This window comes from Oerskovia gallyi (assembly GCF_014836745.1).
GTDB classification, from domain to species: Bacteria; Actinomycetota; Actinomycetes; order Actinomycetales; family Cellulomonadaceae; genus Oerskovia; species Oerskovia paurometabola.
On the sequence record NZ_JACSQE010000010.1, the window covers coordinates 166,849 to 186,791 of the forward strand.

Here is a 19,943-nt window from a genome sequence, read left to right on the forward strand (position 1 = left end):
GGAGGACTAGTGCGAGTGCTTCCTCAGCGCCTCGGGGACGTCGTCGACGCCCCCCTTGCTCCAGGGGTTGCACCTCAGCAGCCGCCAGACGGCGAGCCGTACGCCTCGCAGCACACCGTGCCGTCGTATCGCGACGAGCGCGTACTGCGAGCACGAGGGGTAGTACTTGCAGGTGGGACCCGTCATCGGTGAGATGACGCTCTGGTACGCCCTGATGAGTCCCACCAGCACGAGCAGCGGGATCCGCTGGACGAACCGCCACGACCGGGCGATCCAGCCCGGTGAGCTGATCCCTGCAGGTTCGGCCTGGACCGTGGCGCTCATGCGTCGGCCGATCGACGGTCCCACTGGGCGACGGCGCGCTTGATGCAGGACGCGAGGTCCTGGTCGAGCCGGGCGTAGTCGCTGTCGGACGAGGCCGGAAGAGCCCGCACGACGACACGGGACCGTGGCGGCAGTGCGTCGAGGTACGCCGAAGACGCGGCGCGCAGGCGCCGCTTCACTGTGTTTCGGTGCACGGCGTTGCCCACGGCCTTGGAAACGACAAAACCGACCTGTGGTGGCTCGTCGCCCCCAGGGTCTTGGGAGAGATGAACCACCACGGTCGATCGTCCCGCGCGCACGCCACGTCGCACCGCCCGTTCAAAATCTACGGAACGGCGCAAGCGGTGCGCCGCGGGTAGCACCTGCTGTCAGGCAGAGAGCTCGGCGCGGCCCTTGCGACGACGGGCTGCCAGGATGGCGCGGCCGGCGCGGGTGCGCATACGCAGCCGGAAACCGTGGGTCTTCGCACGGCGCCGGTTGTTCGGCTGGAAAGTCCGCTTGCTCACGAGGTACTCCAAGAACGTCGGGGAGGTACACCGTCTATGTCCTCGACGATGCAGTGCTACAGCTGGAAGGGATGCAGTTCTGCACCCCAGCCGCCCGTGTACCCGCCACGATCAGTCCGTGGATTCGCCCCCGTGAGGGCGCGCGAAAGTACCTGGAACGGCTGTCTGACGTTACGCCGCGGACCCCCCTCGGGTCAAACCCGGGTTCCACGACGCCGAGCCTGTCATGATATGTCGTGCAGCGACCGGTACGTCTACCCTGGTCCTGGCGTGAGAGGCCGAGTCCCGCGAGAGAGGCCGAGCGGGGCACCACCCTCCGCGCCGTCACCCTCTTGTCGAACGACCGTCCATCACCCGACCACCGGTCGACGGCCGTCATGCTCGGGAGCGTTGCGAGTACTCCCCACAGGTTGTGGAAAACTATGTGGATAACGGGTCCGCGTGGCACACTCCAGACTGATCCTGATCATCATGCAGCACCCGACGACGAAGGAATCACCTGGTGTCCAACCCCGACGAGAACATCGCAGACGTCTGGGCTCAGACCATCGCCGTCCTCGAAGCCAGCCCCGACATGACGCCGCGCCAGATCGCCTTCATCAAGCTGGCCAAGCCGCTCGCGATCCTCGACGACACCGTCTTCATCGCCGTCCCGCACGAGCAGACGCGAACCTACCTGGAGACGCGGGTCCGCGACGAGCTCGTCTCCGCGATGGCGGGAGCGCTCGGCAGGGACGTCCGCTTCGGGATCACGGTCGACCCCGAGCTGGCCGCCGAACCGCCGTCGCCGGCGGCGCTCACCGCCAGCGTGCCCGAGCCGCCGATGCAGGTCCACGTCGAGCCCGAGCGCGAGCGCATGCTCCCCGCACCGGTCCCGCAGCGCCCGCACGCGGAGCCGACCCGTCTGAACCCGAAGTACATCTTCGAGACGTTCGTCATCGGCTCCTCGAACCGCTTCGCGCACGCCGCCGCCGTCGCTGTCGCCGAGGCCCCGGCCAAGGCCTACAACCCCCTGTTCATCTACGGGCAGTCCGGTCTGGGCAAGACGCACCTGCTCCACGCGATCGGGCACTACGCGCACAACCTGTACCCGAACGTGCGGGTGCGGTACGTGAACTCCGAGGAGTTCACCAACGACTTCATCAACTCGATCGGCGAGGGCAAGGCCGGGGCGTTCCAGCGCCGCTACCGAGACGTCGACGTCCTCCTCATCGACGACATCCAGTTCCTGCAGGGCAAGGAGCAGACGATGGAGGAGTTCTTCCACACCTTCAACGCGCTGCACAACGCCAACAAGCAGCTCGTCATCACGTCGGACCTGCCGCCCAAGCAGCTCAACGGCTTCGAGGACCGCCTGCGCAGCCGGTTCGAGTGGGGTCTCATCACCGACGTCCAGCCCCCCGACCTCGAGACCCGTATCGCGATCCTCCGCAAGAAGGCCGCGAGCGAGCGCCTCGCCGTCCCGACGGACGTCCTGTCCTACATCGGTTCGAAGATCTCGACGAACATCCGCGAGCTCGAGGGCGCCCTGATCCGCGTGACCGCCTTCGCGAACCTCAACAGGCAGCAGGTCGACCTCGCTCTCGCGGAGATCGTCCTCAAGGACCTCATCACCGACGACGACGCGTCCGAGATCACGCCCGCGAGCGTCATCGCCCAGACGGCTGCCTACTTCGGCCTGACGATCGAGGACCTGTGCGGCAGCTCGCGCTCTCGTGTCCTGGTCACCGCACGCCAGATCGCGATGTACCTGTGCCGCGAGCTGACCGATCTCTCTCTGCCGAAGATCGGTCAGCAGTTCGGCGGCCGCGACCACACGACGGTCATGCACGCGAACCGCAAGATCACCGAGCAGATGGCCGAGCGTCGCTCGACGTACAACCAGGTCACCGAGCTGACGAGCAGGATCAAGCAGCAGCACCGGGGCTGAGCCCCGGCCGTGCCGCGAGCGGTCGCGCTCGCTGGATGGGGGTCGCCCTGGGTGGGGTGGGTGGGGGTGTGCCCCGCTCAACCCTCCGCGCCCTCGTTCCTCGGGCGGTCTCGCCAGGCCCACGACGAGCGGCGCACCCTGCCCCACCCCAGGTCGACGCACCTTGTGCGTAGCGCAGCCTCTGGCGAACACCTGCCACCTGGGCTGCGGTGACCTCACCCCTCCGCCCAGCACACGGTGCCCCTGCGCTCCACGTACACCTCCGCCCCGTCGTCCAGCGGAGCGCTCGTCCCCGCGGCTGGACGTCGTCCACAGCGCCTGTTCACGCGGCCCGAGGAACGTCCGATCAGGAGCGCCGGTACCCGCAGACCCAGCAGCCTGACGTCCTCGGACTGATGTCACCGGTGACATCGTCCCCAGCTCGCAAGGACGCCCGCTGCCTGTTATGCACCTTAAGCGGCTTTCCTGTGGATGAACTTCCGTCGGGTCTTCAACGTCTGTGCACAGAGGCCCGACGTCGGCGCGCGTCCTCGATCTGACGGCTCTCCACAGTCCTGTGGATGCACAGGCAGTTCATGCCCATGTGTACAAGTGCCGGTGGATATCCACTTGTCCCCATAGTTGTCCACAAGGCCTGGGGGTATGTCCACCGCTCGACGCCGGCCGTCCCCAGATCAGCATCACTGCGTCCCCAGCGGCCTGTGTACAGGGCACTCTGTGCTGTGTACAGATCGCTCGCCGGAGCGCCTCCCCCACAAGCTTGTGCACCTACCTGTGGATAACTGTGGACGACGGGGCACATCGTGTGGACAGAGGAGGTCCCGTCGGTGGACGGTGATCTGTGGACAACTCGTCGTCAACAGTGCCTGCGATTTACCCACAGGCCCGTACCCACTTCGTCCACACGCAGAATCGGCCTCTGACCTGCGCGAAGACCCGTTTTCCACACTTTGCACAGCACCGATGACTACGACGAATGATCTCTAAGCAGGAAAAATCCACACGCCTTCATCTGGTCCCGGGCCGTTCGAGCTGCCTCATCTCGCACCTGTGACCGCCATCACATCGAGCCCGGGCAGGCGCGGGACGGACACCGATCCACAGAGCGTGCCAGAGGTACCGGGCAACGCCGGGTCTCGCGTAGGGTTCATGCGGGCACGACGACCCGAACAGGTCTTGCCCTCCCCGACGGCGAGGAGGGTGACGCGAGAACACGCGACGTGCGATCTTCATGCACAAGCGAACTCACCCCTGTGTACCGCGCGGTCGAGTGCCTGACATGTGAAGATCGATCCATGGACGAGAGGGTGTGGGATGAAGTTCCGGGTTGAGCGTGATGTCCTGGCCGACGCAGTGACCTGGACGGCCCGTACGTTGCCGACGCGGCCTCCGGCGCCCGTCCTTGCAGGGGTACGCATCGAGGCCGACGCGGTCGGCACCATCGGGCTGTCGAGCTTCGACTACGAGGTGTCCGCACGCTCCGAGATCCCCGCGGAGGTCGTCGAGCCGGGGACGGTCCTGGTGTCCGGTCGCCTCCTCGCGGAGATCTCTCGCGCGCTGCCCGCCAAGCCGGTGGACTTCGCGGTCGAGGGCAACAAGGTGATCGTCACGTGCGGCGCGAGCCGTTTCACGCTCCTCACCATGCCTGTGGAGGACTACCCGGCGCTGCCGGCGATGCCGGAGCTGTCGGGCACCGTCTCGGGCGACGAGCTGACGCACGCCGTGGCCCAGGTGACGGTGGCCGCGAGCCGCGACGACACGCTGCCGCTGCTGACGGGCGTGCGCATGGAGATCGACGGCGAGCGGATCACGCTGCTCGCGACGGACCGCTACCGTCTCGCGCTGCGCGAGCTCACCTGGACCCCGTCCTCCCCCGACTTCAACGCGGTCGCCCTCGTCCGCGCGCGCACGCTCAACGACGTCGCGAAGTCCCTGGGCAGCTCGGGCCTGGTCAACGTGGGTCTCACGGCGGGCTCGGGCGTCGACCTCATCGGCTTCGAGGCCGGGGGCCGTCACACGACCTCCCAGCTCGTCGACGGCGACTACCCTGCGGTCCGCCGGCTCTTCCCGGACGAGACCCCCATCCACGCGGTCATGGCGACCGCCCCGCTGATCGACGCGGCGAAGCGTGTCTCGCTCGTCGCCGAGCGCAACACCCCCATCCGCCTGTCGTTCACGGACGGTCAGGTCGTGCTCGACGCGGGCCAGGGGGACGACGCGCAGGCGTCCGAGGCCCTCGAGGCCGTCCTGGTGGGCGAGGAGATCTCGGTCGCGTTCAACCCGCAGTTCCTGCTCGACGGCCTGGGGGCGCTGGGTACGGACTTCGTCCGACTGAGCTTCACGCACCCCAACAAGCCGGTCGAGTTCACCGGTCAGGAGTCGTTGGACGGCGAGGACTCGTCGCACTACCGCTACCTGCTGGTCCCCATCCGCTTCGCGAGCTAGCGGCGACCACGCCGCGCACGGCTCGAGCTCTACGGTACGGAGGCACGCGATGGTCACGCACATCGGACTGGTCGGACTCGGCAAGATGGGCGCGAACATGCGCACCCGTCTGCGCGCGGGCGGCATCGAGGTCACGGGGTTCGACCAGAACCCCGAGGTCTCGGACGTCGCCTCGCTCGCGGAACTGGTCGCCGCGCTGCCCCCGGGGCAGCGGTTCGTGTGGGTCATGGTCCCCTCGGGGCCCGTCACGCGCGGCGTGGTGACCGAGCTCGCGGGACTGCTCACGGACGGCGACGTCGTGATCGAGGGTGGGAACTCCCACTTCTCGGACGACTCCGAGCATGCCGCGCACCTCGCCCCGCTGGGCATCGGCTACCTCGACGTCGGCGTCTCGGGGGGCGTCTGGGGGCTCGAGAACGGCTACGGCCTGATGGTGGGCGGTGACGCGGCGCTCGTCGAGGCCGCGATGCCGGTCTTCGACGCGCTGCGGCCGGAGGGGCCACGCGAGGAGGGCTTCGTGCACGCCGGGGCGGTGGGGGCCGGTCACTACGCGAAGATGGTCCACAACGGCATCGAGTACGGCCTGATGCAGGCCTATGCCGAGGGGTACGAGCTGCTCGAGGCCAAGGACATCGTCACGGACGTCCCGGGGACCCTCAAGGCCTGGACGCGTGGCACCGTCGTGCGGTCGTGGCTCCTGGACCTCCTGGTCAAGGCGCTCGAGGAGGACCCGGAGCTGGGCGAGATCAGCGACTGGGTCGAGGACTCGGGCGAGGGCCGCTGGACCGTGGACGAGGCGATCGACAGCGCGGTGCCGCTCCCCGTGATCTCGGCCGCGCTCTTCGCCCGGTTCGCCTCACGTCAGGGCGCTTCGCCCGCGATGAAGGCGGTCGCGGCCCTGCGTCAGCAGTTCGGCGGGCACGCCGTGAAGCCTGCCGGCGGTTCCTGAGGCGGAGGTTCTCCCTGCCCGACGACGTCGATCGCCCGGTAGGTCGTCGCACCGGGGAGGCCGCACACTGGTAGGCGTCGTCCGGTGCCCCTCTCCACAGGCCGTCCACATGCTGTGGGCGGACCGCACCGGCACGACCAGACGAACCGACCCGACGCCGTAGGACCTGATGTACATCTCTCACCTCTCGCTCGCCGACTTCCGCTCGTACACGTCCGTCGACGTCGAGCTCGAGCCTGGTGTGAACGCGTTCGTCGGGCCCAACGGTCAGGGCAAGACGAACCTCGTCGAGGCGATCGGGTACGTCGCCACGCTGGGCAGCCACCGGGTGCCGTCCGACGCGGCACTGGTCCGTGCGGGGGCCTCACGAGCCGTGGTCCGGGCGCGGATCGTCCGGGGCGACCGGGCGAGCACGGTCGAGATCGAGATCGCCGCGGGCAAGGCGAACCGTGCGCGGATCAACCGTGCACCGGCGGGCAAGCCTCGTGACGTCCTGGGCATCGCCCGGACGGTGCTCTTCGCCCCGGAGGACCTGGCCCTGGTCAAGGGGGACCCGGACGGCCGTCGACGGTTCCTCGACCAGCTCGCGGTGCTCCTGGTGCCGCGGTTCGCGGGGGTCCTCTCGGACTACGACCGGGTCCTGCGCCAGCGCAGCGCGCTCCTCAAGTCGGCGGGCGGGGCGATGCGTGCGTCGCGCTCGTCGACCCCGGACCTGCGCACGCTCGACGTGTGGGACGCCAAGCTCGCGGCGACGGGGGCGGAGATCGTCGCGCTGCGTCTCCAGCTCGTCGCGGCGCTCCAGCCCTACACCGCCGCGGCGTACGAGCAGGTCAGCTCGGGGCAGGGCGAGGCGCACATCGCCTACCGGTCCTCGGTCGCGGCCGCCCTCGAGGACGCGGGCGACGCCGTCGGGCAGGACGGCCGGCCGCAGACCGTCGAGTCCCTCGAGGCCCAGCTCCTGGAGGCCATGGCCTCCTTGCGCAGCAAGGAGATCGAGCGCGGGGTGTGCCTCGTCGGCCCGCACCGGGACGACCTCGTCCTGACCCTGGGCGGTCTGCCCGCCAAGGGGTACGCGAGCCACGGCGAGTCGTGGTCGTTCGCGCTCGCGCTGCGCCTCGCGTCGTACCGGCTCCTCACGGACGGGGCCCCGGAGGCGGCGGGCTCGCTCCTGTGGTCGCCGGACTGGGGGCCCGACGGCGAGCCCGTCCTCCTGCTCGACGACGTGTTCGCGGAGCTCGACGTGCGTCGCCGCAACAAGCTCGCCGACCTCGTCTCGGGCGCCCACCAGGTCATCATCACGGCGGCCGTGCCCGAGGACGTGCCCGCGCAGCTCTCGGGGCTGCGGCTCGACGTGCACGACGGTCAGGTGACCAGGCGTGCGTGAGGGCGAGGAGCCCGCGAAGGACGGCGAGGACGAGGAGCACCGCCGGCCTCCGGGTCTGCCTGTCGGCGAGGTCGTGGACCTCACTCCTCCTGCACAGGTCGCGCGCGAGGCGCTCAACCGTGCGCGCGCGGCCGCACGGGCGAAGGGCATCCGGCCGGGTCAGCCGTCGCGACGCGTCCTGGCGGACCCTCCGCCGTCCACAGGTGCGCGCCCGGGGGGTCGGGACCCTCAGACGTTCGGGGCGGTCGTGCAGCGGCTTCTGCACGAGCGCGGCTGGGTCCAGGACGTGTCGGTCGGTGGGGTGATCGGGCGCTGGCGCGAGGTGGTCGGCGACCAGGTGGCCGACCACTGCGAGCCGGAGACCTTCGAGGACAAGGTGCTCGTCGTCCGCGCGGACTCGACCGCGTGGGCCACCCAGGTCCGCCTGCTGACGCCTCGGCTGCTCGAACGCCTGGCCCAGGAGGTCGGCGAGGGAGTCGTGGAGACCGTGACGGTCCTCGGCCCGACCGGACCGAGCTTCCGGCGCGGACCGAAGTCCGTCCGGGGCCGTGGACCGCGCGACACGTACGGCTGACACGCTGCCCGGTTCGACCTGGTTTGCCCACCCAGAGGCCCGGCGGACCCGCATCCTCGGTGGATAGATCCCCCACCCTGTGGAGAACCTTGTGGAGAACTTGCCTCCAGGGCCTCATAATCCGCTGTTTCGGCCACCTCCCAGGTAGAATGGAGAGGTCATTCCGGGTACCTCCGCACGCACCGACTGGTGCACCGCGCGAGCCGGAACCGATGAGCCGTGCAGCGATCCTCCCCAGCGGGTGAACCTGTCGCGTGCATGATGACGAGGAGCGCTTCCGCCCGTGGCAGACCACACAGACAACGTCCCTTCCAGCCTGCCCCCGGAGAGTGGTGGAGGGCCGGGCGTGGACCGGGATCCCTCTGGCGGCACGTACGACGCGAGCAACATCACGGTCCTCGAAGGCCTCGAGGCGGTGCGCAAGCGACCCGGTATGTACATCGGGTCGACCGGTGAGCGCGGACTCCACCACCTCGTGTACGAGGTTGTGGACAACTCTGTGGACGAAGCCCTCGCGGGGTACGCCGACACGATCGACGTGACACTTCTGGAAGACGGAGGTGTACGAGTCACGGACAACGGCCGTGGCATCCCCGTCGCGATCCACCCGACCGAGGGGAAGCCCACGGTCGAGGTGGTCATGACGATCCTGCACGCCGGCGGAAAGTTCGGCGGTGGCGGCTACGCGGTCTCGGGTGGTCTGCACGGTGTGGGCATCTCCGTGGTGAACGCGCTGTCGCGCAAGGTCCAGACCGTCGTCAAGCGCGACGGCTACACCTGGAGCCAGCGCTTCAAGGACGGTGGCAAGACGGACGGACCGCTCGTCAAGGGCGAGGCGACGACCGAGACGGGCACGACCCAGACGTTCTGGGCCGACCCGGAGATCTTCGAGACGACCGAGTTCGACTTCGAGACGCTGCGCTCCCGTTTCCAGCAGTACGCGTTCCTCAACAAGGGCCTGCGCATCACGCTCACGGACGAGCGCCGCCAGTTCCTCGACACCGACGACGAGGTCACGGGTCAGGTCGCCGATCCTGCGGAGGACCTCGTCGCGGCTCCGGAGGGCGAGGACGAGTTCAAGCCCCGCGTCGTGTCGTACAAGTACGACGACGGGCTCGTTGACTACGTGAAGCACCTCAACTCGGCCAAGAAGGTCGAGCTGATCCACGACGAGATCATCGACTTCGAGTCCGAGGACAAGGAGCGGCGCATCTCGGTCGAGATCGCGCTCCAGTGGACCGGCTCGTACTCCGAGTCCGTGCACACGTTCGCCAACACGATCTCGACGACCGAGGGCGGCACGCACGAGGAGGGCTTCCGTGCGGCCATGACCTCGTTGGTCAACGAGTACGCGCGGGCCAAGGGCATCATCAAGGAGAAGGACGACAACCTCACGGGTGACGACATCCGCGAGGGCCTCACGGCCGTCCTGTCGATCAAGCTCGGCGAGCCGCAGTTCGAGGGGCAGACGAAGACCAAGCTCGGCAACACCGAGGCCAAGTCCTTCGTCCAGCGTGTCGTGCGCGCTCAGCTCACGGACTGGTTCGACTCGCACCCGACCGAGGCGCGCGACATCATCCGCAAGGCGATCCAGGCCTCGCAGGCGCGGCTCGCGGCCCGCAAGGCGCGCGAGGCGACCCGCCGCAAGGGCCTGCTCGAGTCGGGCGGCATGCCGGGCAAGCTCAAGGACTGCCAGTCGAACCGGCCGGAGGAGTGCGAGGTCTTCATCGTCGAGGGCGACTCGGCGGGTGGCTCGGCGGTGCGTGGACGCAACCCGCACAACCAGGCGATCCTGCCGTTGCGCGGGAAGATCCTCAACGTCGAGCGGGCGCGCCTCGACCGGGCCCTGGGCAACAACGAGGTCCAGGCGCTCATCACGGCCTTCGGGACCGGCATCGGCGAGGACTTCGACATCGCCAAGCTGCGGTACCACAAGATCGTCCTGATGGCCGATGCCGACGTCGACGGCCAGCACATCTGCACGCTGCTGCTGACGCTGCTCTTCCGGTACATGCGTCCGCTGATCGAGCACGGCCACGTGTACCTCGCCCAGCCGCCGCTGTACCGCCTCAAGTGGTCCAACGCGCCGCACGACTACGTGTACTCGGACCGGGAGCGCGACGCGTTCCTGCTCTCCGGTCAGGCCGCGGGCAAGCGCATCCCCAAGGAGAACGGGATCCAGCGCTACAAGGGTCTCGGCGAGATGGACTACTCGGAGCTGTGGGACACGACCATGGATCCCGAGCACCGCACGCTCAACCAGGTCACGCTCGACGACGCCGCTGCCGCGGACGAGATCTTCTCGATCCTCATGGGCGAGGACGTGGAGTCGCGCCGCAACTTCATCCAGCGCAACGCCAAGGACGTGAGGTTCCTGGACATCTAGCGTGCGGTCGTGGTCGGTGCCACGGAGCGGTCGGGTCCTCGACCCGGCCGCTCGCGGCGCCCGGCCCGACCCCGGGCCCGGGGCGAGAACCGGGCCCGGACCCGGCACAGCCACCGGCGCCGGCGGACCGTCCGAGAGGGCGGGACCCGCCTGCGCGGGCACGGGCTCCGTGCCATGACGACTCAGCTTCACCACCCAGCAGGACCACGACAGGACGAGGTAGACGACGGTGACGGACGAGACTCCCGAGCAGGACGAGAACCAGGGGACCCTTCCCGGGGACGGGACCGAGGCGACGCCGGCCGACGGCGCGGTCGCGGTGCAGCACGGCCGGATCGCGCAGGTGGACCTGCAGCTCGAGATGCAGCGCTCGTACCTCGACTACGCGATGAGCGTCATCGTGGGTCGCGCGCTCCCGGACGTGCGTGACGGTCTCAAGCCCGTCCACCGTCGTGTCCTGTACGCGATGCACGACGGTGGATACCGCCCCGACCGGGCGTTCTCCAAGTGCAGCCGTGTCGTCGGCGACGTCATGGGCAAGTTCCACCCGCACGGTGACACGTCCATCTACGACGCCCTGGTGCGTCTGGTCCAGGACTGGTCGCTGCGCTACCCGCTGGCAGCCGGCCAGGGGAACTTCGGTTCCCCCGGCAACGACCCGGCGGCCGCGCCGCGATACACCGAGTGCCGCATGGCGCCGCTGGCCACGGAGATGGTCCGGGACATCGACAAGGAGACCGTCGACTTCCAGGACAACTACGACGGTCGCACGCAGGAGCCCGTCGTCCTGCCGTCCCGCTTCCCGAACCTGCTGGTCAACGGTTCGGCCGGGATCGCGGTCGGCATGGCCACGAACATCCCGCCGCACAACCTCCGCGAGGTCGCGGACGGCGTGAAGTGGCACCTCGAGCACCCGGAGGCCTCCAAGGAGGAGCTCCTCGAGGTGCTGCTGACCAAGATCAAGGGCCCCGACTTCCCGACCGGCGCGACGATCCTCGGTCACAAGGGCATCGAGGAGGCGTACCGCACGGGGCGTGGCTCGATCACGATGCGCGCTGTCGTGAACGTCGAGGAGATCCAGAACCGGATCTGCCTCGTCATCACCGAGCTGCCCTACCAGGTCAACCCCGACAACCTGGCGCTGCGCATCGCGGACCTGGTCAAGGACGGCAAGGTCCAGGGCATCGCGGACATCCGCGACGAGACCTCGGGCCGCACGGGTCAGCGCCTGGTCATCGTGCTCAAGCGCGACGCGGTCGCCAAGGTCGTCCTGAACAACCTGTACAAGCACACGTCGCTCCAGGAGAACTTCGGCGCGAACATGCTCGCGCTGGTCGACGGCGTGCCGCGCACCCTGAGCATCGACGCGTTCGTCCGTCACTGGACGACGCACCAGATGGACGTCGTCATGCGGCGTGCACGGTTCGACCTGCGGGCCAAGGAGGAGCGGGCGCACATCGTGCGCGGCTACCTCAAGGCGCTCGACGCGCTCGACGCGGTCATCGCGCTCATCCGCGGGTCGGCCACGGTCGAGGACGCTCGCGAGGGCCTCATGGCGCTGCTCGAGGTCGACGAGATCCAGGCCCGGGCGATCCTGACTCTGCAGCTGCGCGCGCTCGCCGCGATGGAGCGTCAGAAGCTCATCGACGAGTACGCCGAGCTCGAGGCCGCGATCAAGGACCTCAACGACATCCTGGCCCGTCCCGAGCGTCAGCGTCAGATCGTGGGCGACGAGCTCGAGGAGATCGTGGCGCGGTACGGCGACGAGCGTCGCACGACGATCCTGCCCTACGACGGCGAGGTGTCGATCGAGGACCTCATCGCCGAGGAGGAGGTCGTCGTCACGATCACGCGCGGCGGCTATGCCAAGCGCACGCGCAGCGACAACTACCGCCAGCAGAAGCGTGGCGGCAAGGGGGTGCGCGGCGCACAGCTGCGTGAGGACGACATCGTCGACCACTTCTTCGTCACGACGACGCACCACTGGCTCCTGTTCTTCACGAACCTCGGGCGGGTCTACCGGGCCAAGGCGTACGAGCTGCCCGAGGGCGGGCGTGACGCCAAGGGGCAGCACGTCGCGAACCTCCTGGCGTTCCAGCCGGGCGAGAAGATCGCCCAGGTCCTCGACCTGCGCGACTACGACGCCGCCGAGTACCTGGTCCTCGCGACCCGTCGTGGTCTGGTCAAGAAGACGCGCCTGGCGGAGTACAACTCGCCGCGTTCGGGCGGCCTCATCGCGATCAACCTGCGCGAGGACGAGGACGGCAACACCGACGAGCTGGTCTCGGCCCGTCTCGTGGACGCGACCGACGACCTGATCCTCGTCTCGCGCAAGGGGCAGTCGATCCGCTTCACGGCCGACGACGACGCCATGCGTCCCCTCGGGCGCTCCACCTCGGGTGTGACGGGCATGAAGTTCCGCGAGGAGGACGACCTCCTGGCCATGGACGTGGTCCGTGACGACGCCTTCCTGTTCACGGTCACCGAGGGCGGTATCGCCAAGCGGACCCAGCTCACGGAGGACAACTACCGCGTCCAGGGCCGCAACGGCTTCGGCATCAAGGTGGCCAACCTGCCGGAGCGCAACGGTGACCTGGTCGGCGCGCTCGTGGTGGACGCGGACGACGAGGTGCTCGTCATCATGGAGCGCGGCAAGATCGTGCGCTCGTCGGTCGACGAGGTGAAGCCCACGGGTCGCACGTCGCAGGGCGTCATCTTCGCCAAGCCGGACAAGAACGACAAGATCATCGCCGTTGCGCGTAATGTCGAACGTCGGCTGGGGGAGGATCGGGATACCGTGGACGAGGACGCGTCCGAGCAGGGGCAGTCCGAGGCAGCCTCTCCCGCCAGCACCACCGGGCAGGAGGCTTCGTCGGAAGCGGCCCCCGGAGCCACCGAGGATGGTAGATGAGCAGCGAGAAGAAGTCCCCGCCGACGATCGTGCCGAAGGCGGTGTCGCCGCGCCCTGACGAGGTGACGAGCACCGCCACCCGCCCACCGGCGAGCAACGGCACCGCACGGACCGCAGGGGGCGGGACGACCAACGGTGCCCAGACCGGGGCGAGCGCCCCGGTCCCGCCGCCTCCCCCGGCGACGGGAGCGACGCCGTCGGGCGTGGCAGGGGCGAACGAGACGCCCGTCCCGCCGCCCCCGAGCAGCACGACCGCCCGGTCCGGCGCGCTGAAGGCGGCCGCCGCCGCCATGGCGACCGCCAAGGCGGCCGCCAAGAAGCTGGCCGAGCCCGCCCCGGCGCCCGCGCCCGCGAAGCAGAGCGAGAAGTCCTCCGACGAGATCGACGACCGAACGGTGCCACGCGTGAACAAGACCCCGACGAGCGCCGGCGCACCCCCTGCAGGAGGCACGCAGGAGGTGCCCGCCATGCACTACACGGCGGCGGGCTTCAGCGGGACGGCGAGCCCGGTCACGGGCGCGACGCCCGCAGCCGCGGCCCCCGCTGCGCAGCAGGCGCCCAGGCCTGCTCAGCCGGCGACGGGTGCGACGCCTGCGGCGCGCCCGGCCGACGGGCCTCGGCGGGTACGGCTCGCGATCTCGCGCGTCGACCCCTGGTCGGTCATGAAGCTGTCGTTCCTGCTCGCCGTGGCGATCGGGATCATGACGGTCGTCGCGACGGCGGTCCTGTGGACCGTGCTCGACGGCATGGGGGTCTTCACCGAGACCGATGCGCTGATCCGGAGCATCGTGGGCGAGGAGTCCAAGGTCGACGTGCTCCAGTTCGTGGAGTTCAACCGGGTGGTCGCGCTGTCCACCCTGATCGCGATCGTGAACATGGTGCTCATCACAGCGCTGTCCACGATCATGGCCTTCATCTACAACATCGTCGCGGCGATGGTGGGCGGAATCCACCTGACACTGACGGACGACTAGGACATAACACCCCATACCGGGACGTCGTCCGAAGGGCCTCGAGCTGCTTCGGAGCGCGTCGGACGATGTCCCGGTTTGGGCGCACCCCGAGAAGTGCGGTAGTCTCAAGCGCTGCCGCAGCACAGCAAGGGCCTATAGCTCAGACGGTTAGAGCGCTTCCCTGATAAGGAAGAGGTCAGAGGTTCAAGTCCTCTTAGGCCCACTGCCGGAAACCCACCCGAGGGGGAACGTCATGAAGAAGTTCTTCGTACTGCTGCTCGTTGCCGGCGCCGGATTCTTGATCTGGCGCAAGGTGTCCGAGGACAACAACGAGCGCGATCTGTGGGCAGAGGTCACCGACACCTTCGAGTGACGGTCTCTGCGGGGTAGTTCCGCGCGATCTGGGGCCATGGCGCAATTGGTAGCGCACCTGCTTTGCAAGCAGGGGGTTAGGGGTTCGAGTCCCCTTGGCTCCACAGGGTGAACAGGCCGTCGGCCGGGTCTTAGGACCTGGCAGGCGGCCTTTCGCATGCCCAGCGCACGGAGCCCCGCGGTACGGGCCTGCACCGGCCCGAACGACGAGAGCCCCGCCCGGTCGTGCCGGTCGGGGCTCTCGGGTACCTCTGGGTGGGGGCGAGGTGTCAGACGGTCGGCTTCTTGCCGTCCCCGGCTGCCGTGTCCCCCTCGTCGCCCGACGGCGCAGCGTCCTTGGCGCGGGTCGTCGCCTTGCGCGTGGCCTCCTTGGCGTCGCTCACCGCCTCCTGGACCTTGCCGGTGATCTTCTCGCCTGCGTCGGTGACGGCCTCCTGGACCTTGCCCGTGGTCTCGCGGCCCTTGGCGACCGCGACGCCCGCTGCTTCGCCGACGGCCTCGGCCGCGTTGTTGACCGCTGCCCGCGCGTCCTCGAAGGTCGACGCTGGGACCTGGTCCCAGGGCTCGGCCCAGGGGTCGGTCGTGGGCTGCGCGCGACGCCACAGCACGTAGGCGCCGCCGGCGGCGGTGACGCCACCGACGACCCACCACAAGGCCTTGCTCTTCTTCTGGGGGTCGGCCTTGTCGGCCGCAGCGGTGAGCTTGGCCGGCGCGGCCTTGGCGGCCTTCTTGGCCGAGGCAGCCGACGTGTCGAGCCCCTTCTTGGCGGCCTTGGCGGCCTTCTTCGTCGCCCTCCGGGACAGCTTCTCGGCAGCGGCGGCCGACGCGACGGTCGCCGCGGCCGCGGCCTCGACGTTGCGGGAGGCGGCCTCGGCGGCCGCCGCCGCAGCCGCGTTGAAGCTCGCGACGATCTTGGGCAGGACCTCCTCGACCAGCTTGTCGTGGGCCGTGTCGATCGCCGGGCTGGCCTTCTCGGCAGCCTTCTCGACGCGGGGGGCCGCCGCCTGCAGGCTGTCCTGCCACGCCTTCTCGAGGCGGGGGGTGAGCCACTCGACGAAGGCCTCGACCTTGGGCTGGCCCCACTCCTTGGCCTGGTCGGCGAGCTGGGCTGCTGTCGTCTGCGCCTTGGCGCTCGCGTCGCCGACGAGCGCGGCGACCTCGGCTGCCTGATCCTTGATCTTCTCGGAGTCGATCGAGGAGATCGTGTCGTTCACGACTCGGGCGGAACGGCGGGTGCGGTCGGACATGGAGCCTCCTGTGTTCGCGGTGCTGGTGATGCTCGCTGGGACTCCACTCTGCCACCGTGCCAGGGGACCCGCGAGACAAGCGCGCCGAGGCGTTCGACACCAGTCGGGCGACTGGCGGGGGCCACAGGGCCTCGTGTGAGAATGAGGTCATGTTCGCAACCCTCCACACCACTGCTGGTGACATCCGTATCGAGCTCCTGCCGAACCACGCGCCCAAGACGGTGGCGAACTTCACCGGTCTGGCGAAGGGCACCACGACCTGGACGGATCCCCGCACGGGCGCCGAGAGCAACGCGCCGTTCTACGACGGGCTGATCTTCCACCGCGTGATCCAGGACTTCATGATCCAGGGCGGTTGCCCTCTGGGCACCGGGACCGGTGGTCCCGGCTACACGTTCAACGACGAGATCCACCCCGAGCTCCAGTTCGACCGCCCGTACCTGCTGGCCATGGCCAACGCCGGGTCGCGTCGCAACCCGGTCTCGGGCGAGGTCGAGGGCACCAACGGGTCGCAGTTCTTCATCTCGACGATCCCCACGCCGTGGCTCAACGGCAAGCACACGATCTTCGGCGAGGTCGCGGACGACGAGTCGCGCGCCGTGGTCGACGCGATCAACACGACGCGGACGCGTCCGGGTGACCGTCCGGTCGACGACATCGTCATCACCTCGGTCACCATCGAGGACTGACCATCTCCGTCCCCGCCTTCGGGACACCGGAGCCGGCCCAGCCGGCTCCGGTGTGTCCCCGACACCCCGACCGCGTCTCCTACGTCCGCTGCCAGCGCTGCGGCCGTCCGGCCTGCCCCGAGTGCCAGCGCCCTGCTGCCGTCGGCGTGCAGTGCGTGGACTGCGTCCGGGAACAGGCACGCAGCGTCCCGCGGGCGCAGACGGCCCTGGGGGGCACGGTCCGTGGTGGGCGCCCCGTCGTCACGCTGACGATCGTCGCCCTGTGCGTCGGGAGCTGGCTGCTCCAGCTCGCGACGGGCGGTGACTGGACCCAGCGCCTGGCGTTCGCGCCCTTCATCGGCGAGACGGAGCCCTACCGCTTCCTCACTGCGGCGTTCCTTCACTCCACGGGCGTCTTCCACATCCTGTTCAACATGTACGCCCTGTGGATCACCGGTCCCTTCCTCGAGCAGATGCTCGGGAGGGTGCGGTTCGTCGCGCTGTACGTGCTCGCGGCGCTCGGGGGCTCGGTCGGGGTCCTGCTGCTCGCGGACCCGACGACCCAGAGCTGGTACACCGCCGTCGTGGGGGCGTCCGGTGCGGTCTTCGGGCTCTTCGGTGCGATCCTGCTCGTCCTGCGGCGTCTCGGCCGGAACGCGACCCAGATCCTCGTGCTGATCGGGATCAACGTCGCGATCGGCTTCATCCCCGGCACCAACATCGCGTGGCAGGCGCACCTGGGTGGGCTCGCCGTCGGGCTGATCCTCGGGGCGGGGTACGCCTACGCGCCCAAGGCGCGCCGCACGCTGTGGAGCGTCGGGGTGACCGTGCTCGTCGCCGTCGCCCTGGTGGCGCTCACGGTCCTCAAGTACGCGTCGGTCCCCGAGATCGTGTTCTTCTGAGCCGACTACTCGACCTCGAATAGTTATCCACAGACTTACTCACACCTGTGGAACTACACCGGTGTAGTTATCCACAGGGCGATGTGTCCTGTGGGTATCCCGGCAGACGACGGGTGGGTCCGCAGCACTGCGGACCCACCCGAGCACGTCTCCCCGTCCGGACCGGGCGAGGGTCCTACTTCCAGCGAGTCGTCAGGACGAAGCCCGCGATGATCAGCGCGAACCCGATCGCCAGGTTCCACTGGTGCAGGCCCGGGATCGGCAGGCCGAGCCCGTTGCTCGTGAGGTAGAACAGGACGATCCAGGCCAGGCCGAGCAGCATCAGGGTGAGCATGGTCGGGACGAGCCAGCGCGGGTTGCCCGTGTCAGGCTTCTTCACCTGCGGGACCTTGACCTTGACTGGCTTCTTGCGGGACTTCGACTCGGGCACGAGAGCTGGCTCCTGTCCTCGGTATGCGTGATCCTGGCACGGGGGGTGTGCAGGAGCTGTGTCGGGTGGGACGAAACGGCGCTGCGCGACGTCGTGAACGGCAACGCCATTCGACGTCTAGCGTAGTGGGCCGACACAATAGCCCTGTGCACGGTGAGGCGGAGGTGGGTCAGTGAGCCAGCACGACCAGGACGTCGACGCGCCCCGGGGCGACGTCACCGACGTCGACGGCCGGGCCATGTCCGCCGACGGCGACGGACGTGCGCCGGTCGGCCCCAGGCCCACCCGCGGACGACGCATCCGTTCCGGTGTGACCGTGCTCCTGGTGCTCGCCCTCTCCGGGCTCATGTTCACGGCGAGCGCCCGGCTCGCACGCAACCAGGACGGGCGCCACCCCCAGAACCTCACCGACCTCGTGCAGAACGAGGAGCAGCGGGTCGAGAACATGACGGAGAAGGTCGTCGAGCTCGAGGCCGAGGTGACCTCGTTGGCCGAGGATCTCGCCCCCGCCGAGGTGACCCCACCCGAGGTCGTGGTGAACACCGGCATAGTGGCCGGCTCGGTCCCCGTCTCGGGACCGGCGCTCTCCGTGACCCTCGACGACGCGCCGCCCACCCAGAAGTCGGTCGACGCCCGCGTGGACGACCTCGTCGTCCACCAGCAGGACCTCCAGGAGGTCATCAACGCCCTGTGGGCGGGCGGCGCCGAGGCGATGATGCTCCAGGGGCAGCGCGTGACCCCGACCACCGCCTTCCGCTGCGTCGGCAACGTGCTCAACCTGCACGGAAGGGTCTACTCGCCGCCGTACGTGGTCTCTGCCATCGGCGACCCGGCCGCCCTCCAGGCCGCGCTCGACCGCTCGCCCGTGATCAGCGTCTACCAGGAGTACGTCGACGCGTACGGGCTCGGGTGGAAGGTCGAGAAGTCGTCCTCGCTCGAGATCCCCGCCTTCGAGGGCGCGACCGACCTGCAGTACGCCCGGGTGCCCGGCGAGAAGGACGAGGCGTGAGCGTCGTCCCGCCCGCCGCGGGACGCAGGGACCGGCCGCGGGAGCCGACGGCCGCACGGCGTCGCCCCCCGCTGCGTGCCGTGGACGCCACGACCGGGCGCATGCCCGGGGAGCGATGATGTACGAGACGCGGTGGCCGTGGTGGCCGCTCCGGAGCGGCCGCGTCGAACGTGTGCTCCCGGCGGGCCTGGTGGCCGTGCCGTGTCAACCAGTCGACCGTCGAAGGAACAGGTGAGCTAGGGATGGTCCGCATCCTCGTCGTGGACAACTACGACTCGTTCGTCTACACGATCGTGGGGTACCTGAACCAGCTGGGTGCCCGGACGGTCGTCGTGCGCAACGACGCCGTCCCCCCTGTGGGCGTGGACGGCCGGTTCCGTGACGACGACGGCGTGTTCGACGGCGTCCTCGTCTCCCCCGGTCCGGGCACCCCCGCGGAGGCCGGCCAGAGCGAAGAGGTCATCCGTGCCTGTGCGGCGTCGCGTACGCCCCTGCTCGGGGTCTGCCTGGGCCACCAGGCGCTCGCCGAGGTCTACGGGGCCACCGTGACCCATGCCCCCGAGCTCATGCACGGCAAGACCAGCCTGGTCGAGCACGAGGACTCCGGCGTGCTGGCGGGCCTTCCCTCGCCCTTCACCGCGACGCGCTACCACTCGCTCGCGGTGGTACCCGAGACCGTGCCCGCCGAGCTGGTCGTCACGGCCGCGACGGAGAGCGGGGTCGTGATGGCCCTGCAGCACAGGGACCTCCCGCTGCACGGCGTACAGTTCCACCCCGAGTCGGTCCTGACCGAGGGCGGGCACCGGCTGCTCGCGAACTGGCTCGCGGCGTGCGGGGCGTCCGACGCCGTGGAGCGCTCCGAGGGGCTCGCGCCGCTCGTGCGCCGCTGACGCGGGGCGCCTCACCTCGAGTCCTGGACGAACGCGTGAGGGCCCGGCCCCCCATGGGGCCGG

At 69.3% G+C, this 19,943-nt stretch carries 18 protein-coding genes and 2 tRNA genes; 15 read left to right on the forward strand and 5 right to left on the reverse strand.

Annotated features, from left to right (window positions below):
- Positions 1-6: 6 nt before the first annotated feature.
- Genes yidD through rpmH form a run of 3 tightly spaced genes read right to left on the reverse strand, consistent with a single transcriptional unit; the run spans position 7 to position 830 of the window.
- Complete coding sequence (gene yidD / locus H9640_RS13540; protein WP_191791233.1) at positions 7-324, reverse strand: membrane protein insertion efficiency factor YidD; 318 nt, start codon at positions 322-324, stop codon at positions 7-9.
- Positions 321-686 (reverse strand): ribonuclease P protein component, encoded by a 366-nt coding sequence (gene rnpA / locus H9640_RS13545; RefSeq protein ID WP_191791234.1) that lies wholly within the window; start codon positions 684-686, stop codon positions 321-323. Before rnpA ends, yidD begins: the two co-directional genes overlap by 4 nt.
- Before the next feature lie 6 nt (positions 687-692).
- Positions 693-830: a 50S ribosomal protein L34 gene (gene rpmH / locus H9640_RS13550; RefSeq protein WP_010849920.1), complete on the reverse strand. Its 138-nt coding sequence runs from the start codon at positions 828-830 to the stop codon at positions 693-695.
- Between the two features lie 502 nt (positions 831-1,332).
- Here rpmH and dnaA point away from each other — a divergent pair.
- The 11 genes from dnaA to H9640_RS13600 all read left to right on the forward strand — a co-directional run bounded on the left by dnaA (position 1,333) and on the right by H9640_RS13600 (position 14,838).
- Positions 1,333-2,760 (forward strand): chromosomal replication initiator protein DnaA, encoded by a 1,428-nt coding sequence (gene dnaA / locus H9640_RS13555; protein ID WP_191791235.1) that lies wholly within the window; start codon positions 1,333-1,335, stop codon positions 2,758-2,760.
- A gap of 1,314 nt (positions 2,761-4,074) precedes the next feature.
- The gene (gene dnaN / locus H9640_RS13560) at positions 4,075-5,205 is read left to right on the forward strand and encodes a DNA polymerase III subunit beta (protein ID WP_138826994.1); all 1,131 of its coding nucleotides are present in this window, start codon (positions 4,075-4,077) and stop codon (positions 5,203-5,205) included.
- Between the two features lie 49 nt (positions 5,206-5,254).
- Positions 5,255-6,154, forward strand: coding sequence for a phosphogluconate dehydrogenase (NAD(+)-dependent, decarboxylating) (gene gnd / locus H9640_RS13565; protein ID WP_191791236.1), 900 nt, complete (start codon positions 5,255-5,257; stop codon positions 6,152-6,154).
- A 169-nt stretch (positions 6,155-6,323) separates the two neighbouring features.
- Positions 6,324-7,538 (forward strand): DNA replication/repair protein RecF, encoded by a 1,215-nt coding sequence (gene recF / locus H9640_RS13570; protein WP_191791237.1) that lies wholly within the window; start codon positions 6,324-6,326, stop codon positions 7,536-7,538.
- Complete coding sequence (locus tag H9640_RS13575; RefSeq protein ID WP_307823899.1) at positions 7,531-8,112, forward strand: DUF721 domain-containing protein; 582 nt, start codon at positions 7,531-7,533, stop codon at positions 8,110-8,112. The genes recF and H9640_RS13575 overlap by 8 nt, the downstream gene beginning before the upstream one ends.
- 346 nt (positions 8,113-8,458) lie before the next feature.
- On the forward strand, positions 8,459-10,498 hold the full coding sequence (gene gyrB / locus H9640_RS13580; RefSeq protein WP_307823900.1) for a DNA topoisomerase (ATP-hydrolyzing) subunit B: 2,040 nt from the start codon (positions 8,459-8,461) through the stop codon (positions 10,496-10,498).
- Positions 10,499-10,727: 229 nt separating this feature from the next.
- A complete protein-coding gene (gene gyrA / locus H9640_RS13585; protein ID WP_372440668.1) occupies positions 10,728-13,409 on the forward strand; it encodes a DNA gyrase subunit A in 2,682 nt (893 codons plus the stop codon).
- Positions 13,406-14,383 (forward strand): DUF3566 domain-containing protein, encoded by a 978-nt coding sequence (locus H9640_RS13590; RefSeq protein WP_225227187.1) that lies wholly within the window; start codon positions 13,406-13,408, stop codon positions 14,381-14,383. The genes gyrA and H9640_RS13590 overlap by 4 nt, the downstream gene beginning before the upstream one ends.
- 128 nt (positions 14,384-14,511) lie before the next feature.
- Positions 14,512-14,585 (forward strand) — tRNA-Ile (locus H9640_RS13595).
- A gap of 30 nt (positions 14,586-14,615) precedes the next feature.
- Complete coding sequence (locus H9640_RS19250) at positions 14,616-14,735, forward strand: DLW-39 family protein (RefSeq protein WP_210410998.1); 120 nt, start codon at positions 14,616-14,618, stop codon at positions 14,733-14,735.
- Positions 14,736-14,765: 30 nt separating this feature from the next.
- Positions 14,766-14,838 (forward strand) — tRNA-Ala (locus H9640_RS13600).
- A gap of 165 nt (positions 14,839-15,003) precedes the next feature.
- Here the strand turns inward: H9640_RS13600 and H9640_RS13605 are convergent.
- A complete protein-coding gene (locus H9640_RS13605) occupies positions 15,004-15,981 on the reverse strand; it encodes a hypothetical protein (protein ID WP_191791238.1) in 978 nt (325 codons plus the stop codon).
- A gap of 149 nt (positions 15,982-16,130) precedes the next feature.
- Between H9640_RS13605 and H9640_RS13610 the strand changes: the two genes are divergently transcribed.
- Together H9640_RS13610 and H9640_RS13615 are read left to right on the forward strand one after the other, a co-directional pair.
- Positions 16,131-16,670, forward strand: coding sequence for a peptidylprolyl isomerase (locus tag H9640_RS13610; RefSeq protein WP_191791239.1), 540 nt, complete (start codon positions 16,131-16,133; stop codon positions 16,668-16,670).
- A 155-nt stretch (positions 16,671-16,825) separates the two neighbouring features.
- The gene (locus H9640_RS13615; protein WP_318243775.1) at positions 16,826-17,551 is read left to right on the forward strand and encodes a rhomboid family intramembrane serine protease; all 726 of its coding nucleotides are present in this window, start codon (positions 16,826-16,828) and stop codon (positions 17,549-17,551) included.
- A 175-nt stretch (positions 17,552-17,726) separates the two neighbouring features.
- Here the strand turns inward: H9640_RS13615 and H9640_RS13620 are convergent, their stop codons facing one another.
- Positions 17,727-17,981 (reverse strand): cell division protein CrgA, encoded by a 255-nt coding sequence (locus H9640_RS13620; RefSeq protein WP_191791240.1) that lies wholly within the window; start codon positions 17,979-17,981, stop codon positions 17,727-17,729.
- 172 nt (positions 17,982-18,153) lie between these two features.
- On the opposite strand from H9640_RS13620, the gene H9640_RS13625 reads away from it, so the two are divergent.
- Both H9640_RS13625 and H9640_RS13630 read left to right on the forward strand, forming a co-directional pair.
- Entirely contained in the window at positions 18,154-18,990 is an 837-nt protein-coding gene (locus tag H9640_RS13625; RefSeq protein WP_307823902.1) for a DUF881 domain-containing protein, read from the forward strand.
- A 242-nt stretch (positions 18,991-19,232) separates the two neighbouring features.
- Entirely contained in the window at positions 19,233-19,880 is a 648-nt protein-coding gene (locus H9640_RS13630) for an aminodeoxychorismate/anthranilate synthase component II (protein ID WP_191791241.1), read from the forward strand.
- The last annotated feature ends 63 nt before the right edge of the window (positions 19,881-19,943 follow it).

What these genes read in the sequence shown, in the direction of transcription:
- yidD (WP_191791233.1), bottom strand. Translation starts at nt 324, where the DNA reads ATGAGCGCCACGGTCCAGGCCGAACCTGCAGGGATCAGCTCACCGGGC.
- dnaN (WP_138826994.1), top strand. Translation starts at nt 4,075, where the DNA reads ATGAAGTTCCGGGTTGAGCGTGATGTCCTGGCCGACGCAGTGACCTGG.
- gnd (WP_191791236.1), top strand. Translation starts at nt 5,255, where the DNA reads ATGGTCACGCACATCGGACTGGTCGGACTCGGCAAGATGGGCGCGAAC.
- recF (WP_191791237.1), top strand. Translation starts at nt 6,324, where the DNA reads ATGTACATCTCTCACCTCTCGCTCGCCGACTTCCGCTCGTACACGTCC.
- H9640_RS13590 (WP_225227187.1), top strand. Translation starts at nt 13,406, where the DNA reads ATGAGCAGCGAGAAGAAGTCCCCGCCGACGATCGTGCCGAAGGCGGTG.
- H9640_RS19250 (WP_210410998.1), top strand. Translation starts at nt 14,616, where the DNA reads ATGAAGAAGTTCTTCGTACTGCTGCTCGTTGCCGGCGCCGGATTCTTG.
- H9640_RS13605 (WP_191791238.1), bottom strand. Translation starts at nt 15,981, where the DNA reads ATGTCCGACCGCACCCGCCGTTCCGCCCGAGTCGTGAACGACACGATC.
- H9640_RS13610 (WP_191791239.1), top strand. Translation starts at nt 16,131, where the DNA reads ATGTTCGCAACCCTCCACACCACTGCTGGTGACATCCGTATCGAGCTC.
- H9640_RS13630 (WP_191791241.1), top strand. Translation starts at nt 19,233, where the DNA reads ATGGTCCGCATCCTCGTCGTGGACAACTACGACTCGTTCGTCTACACG.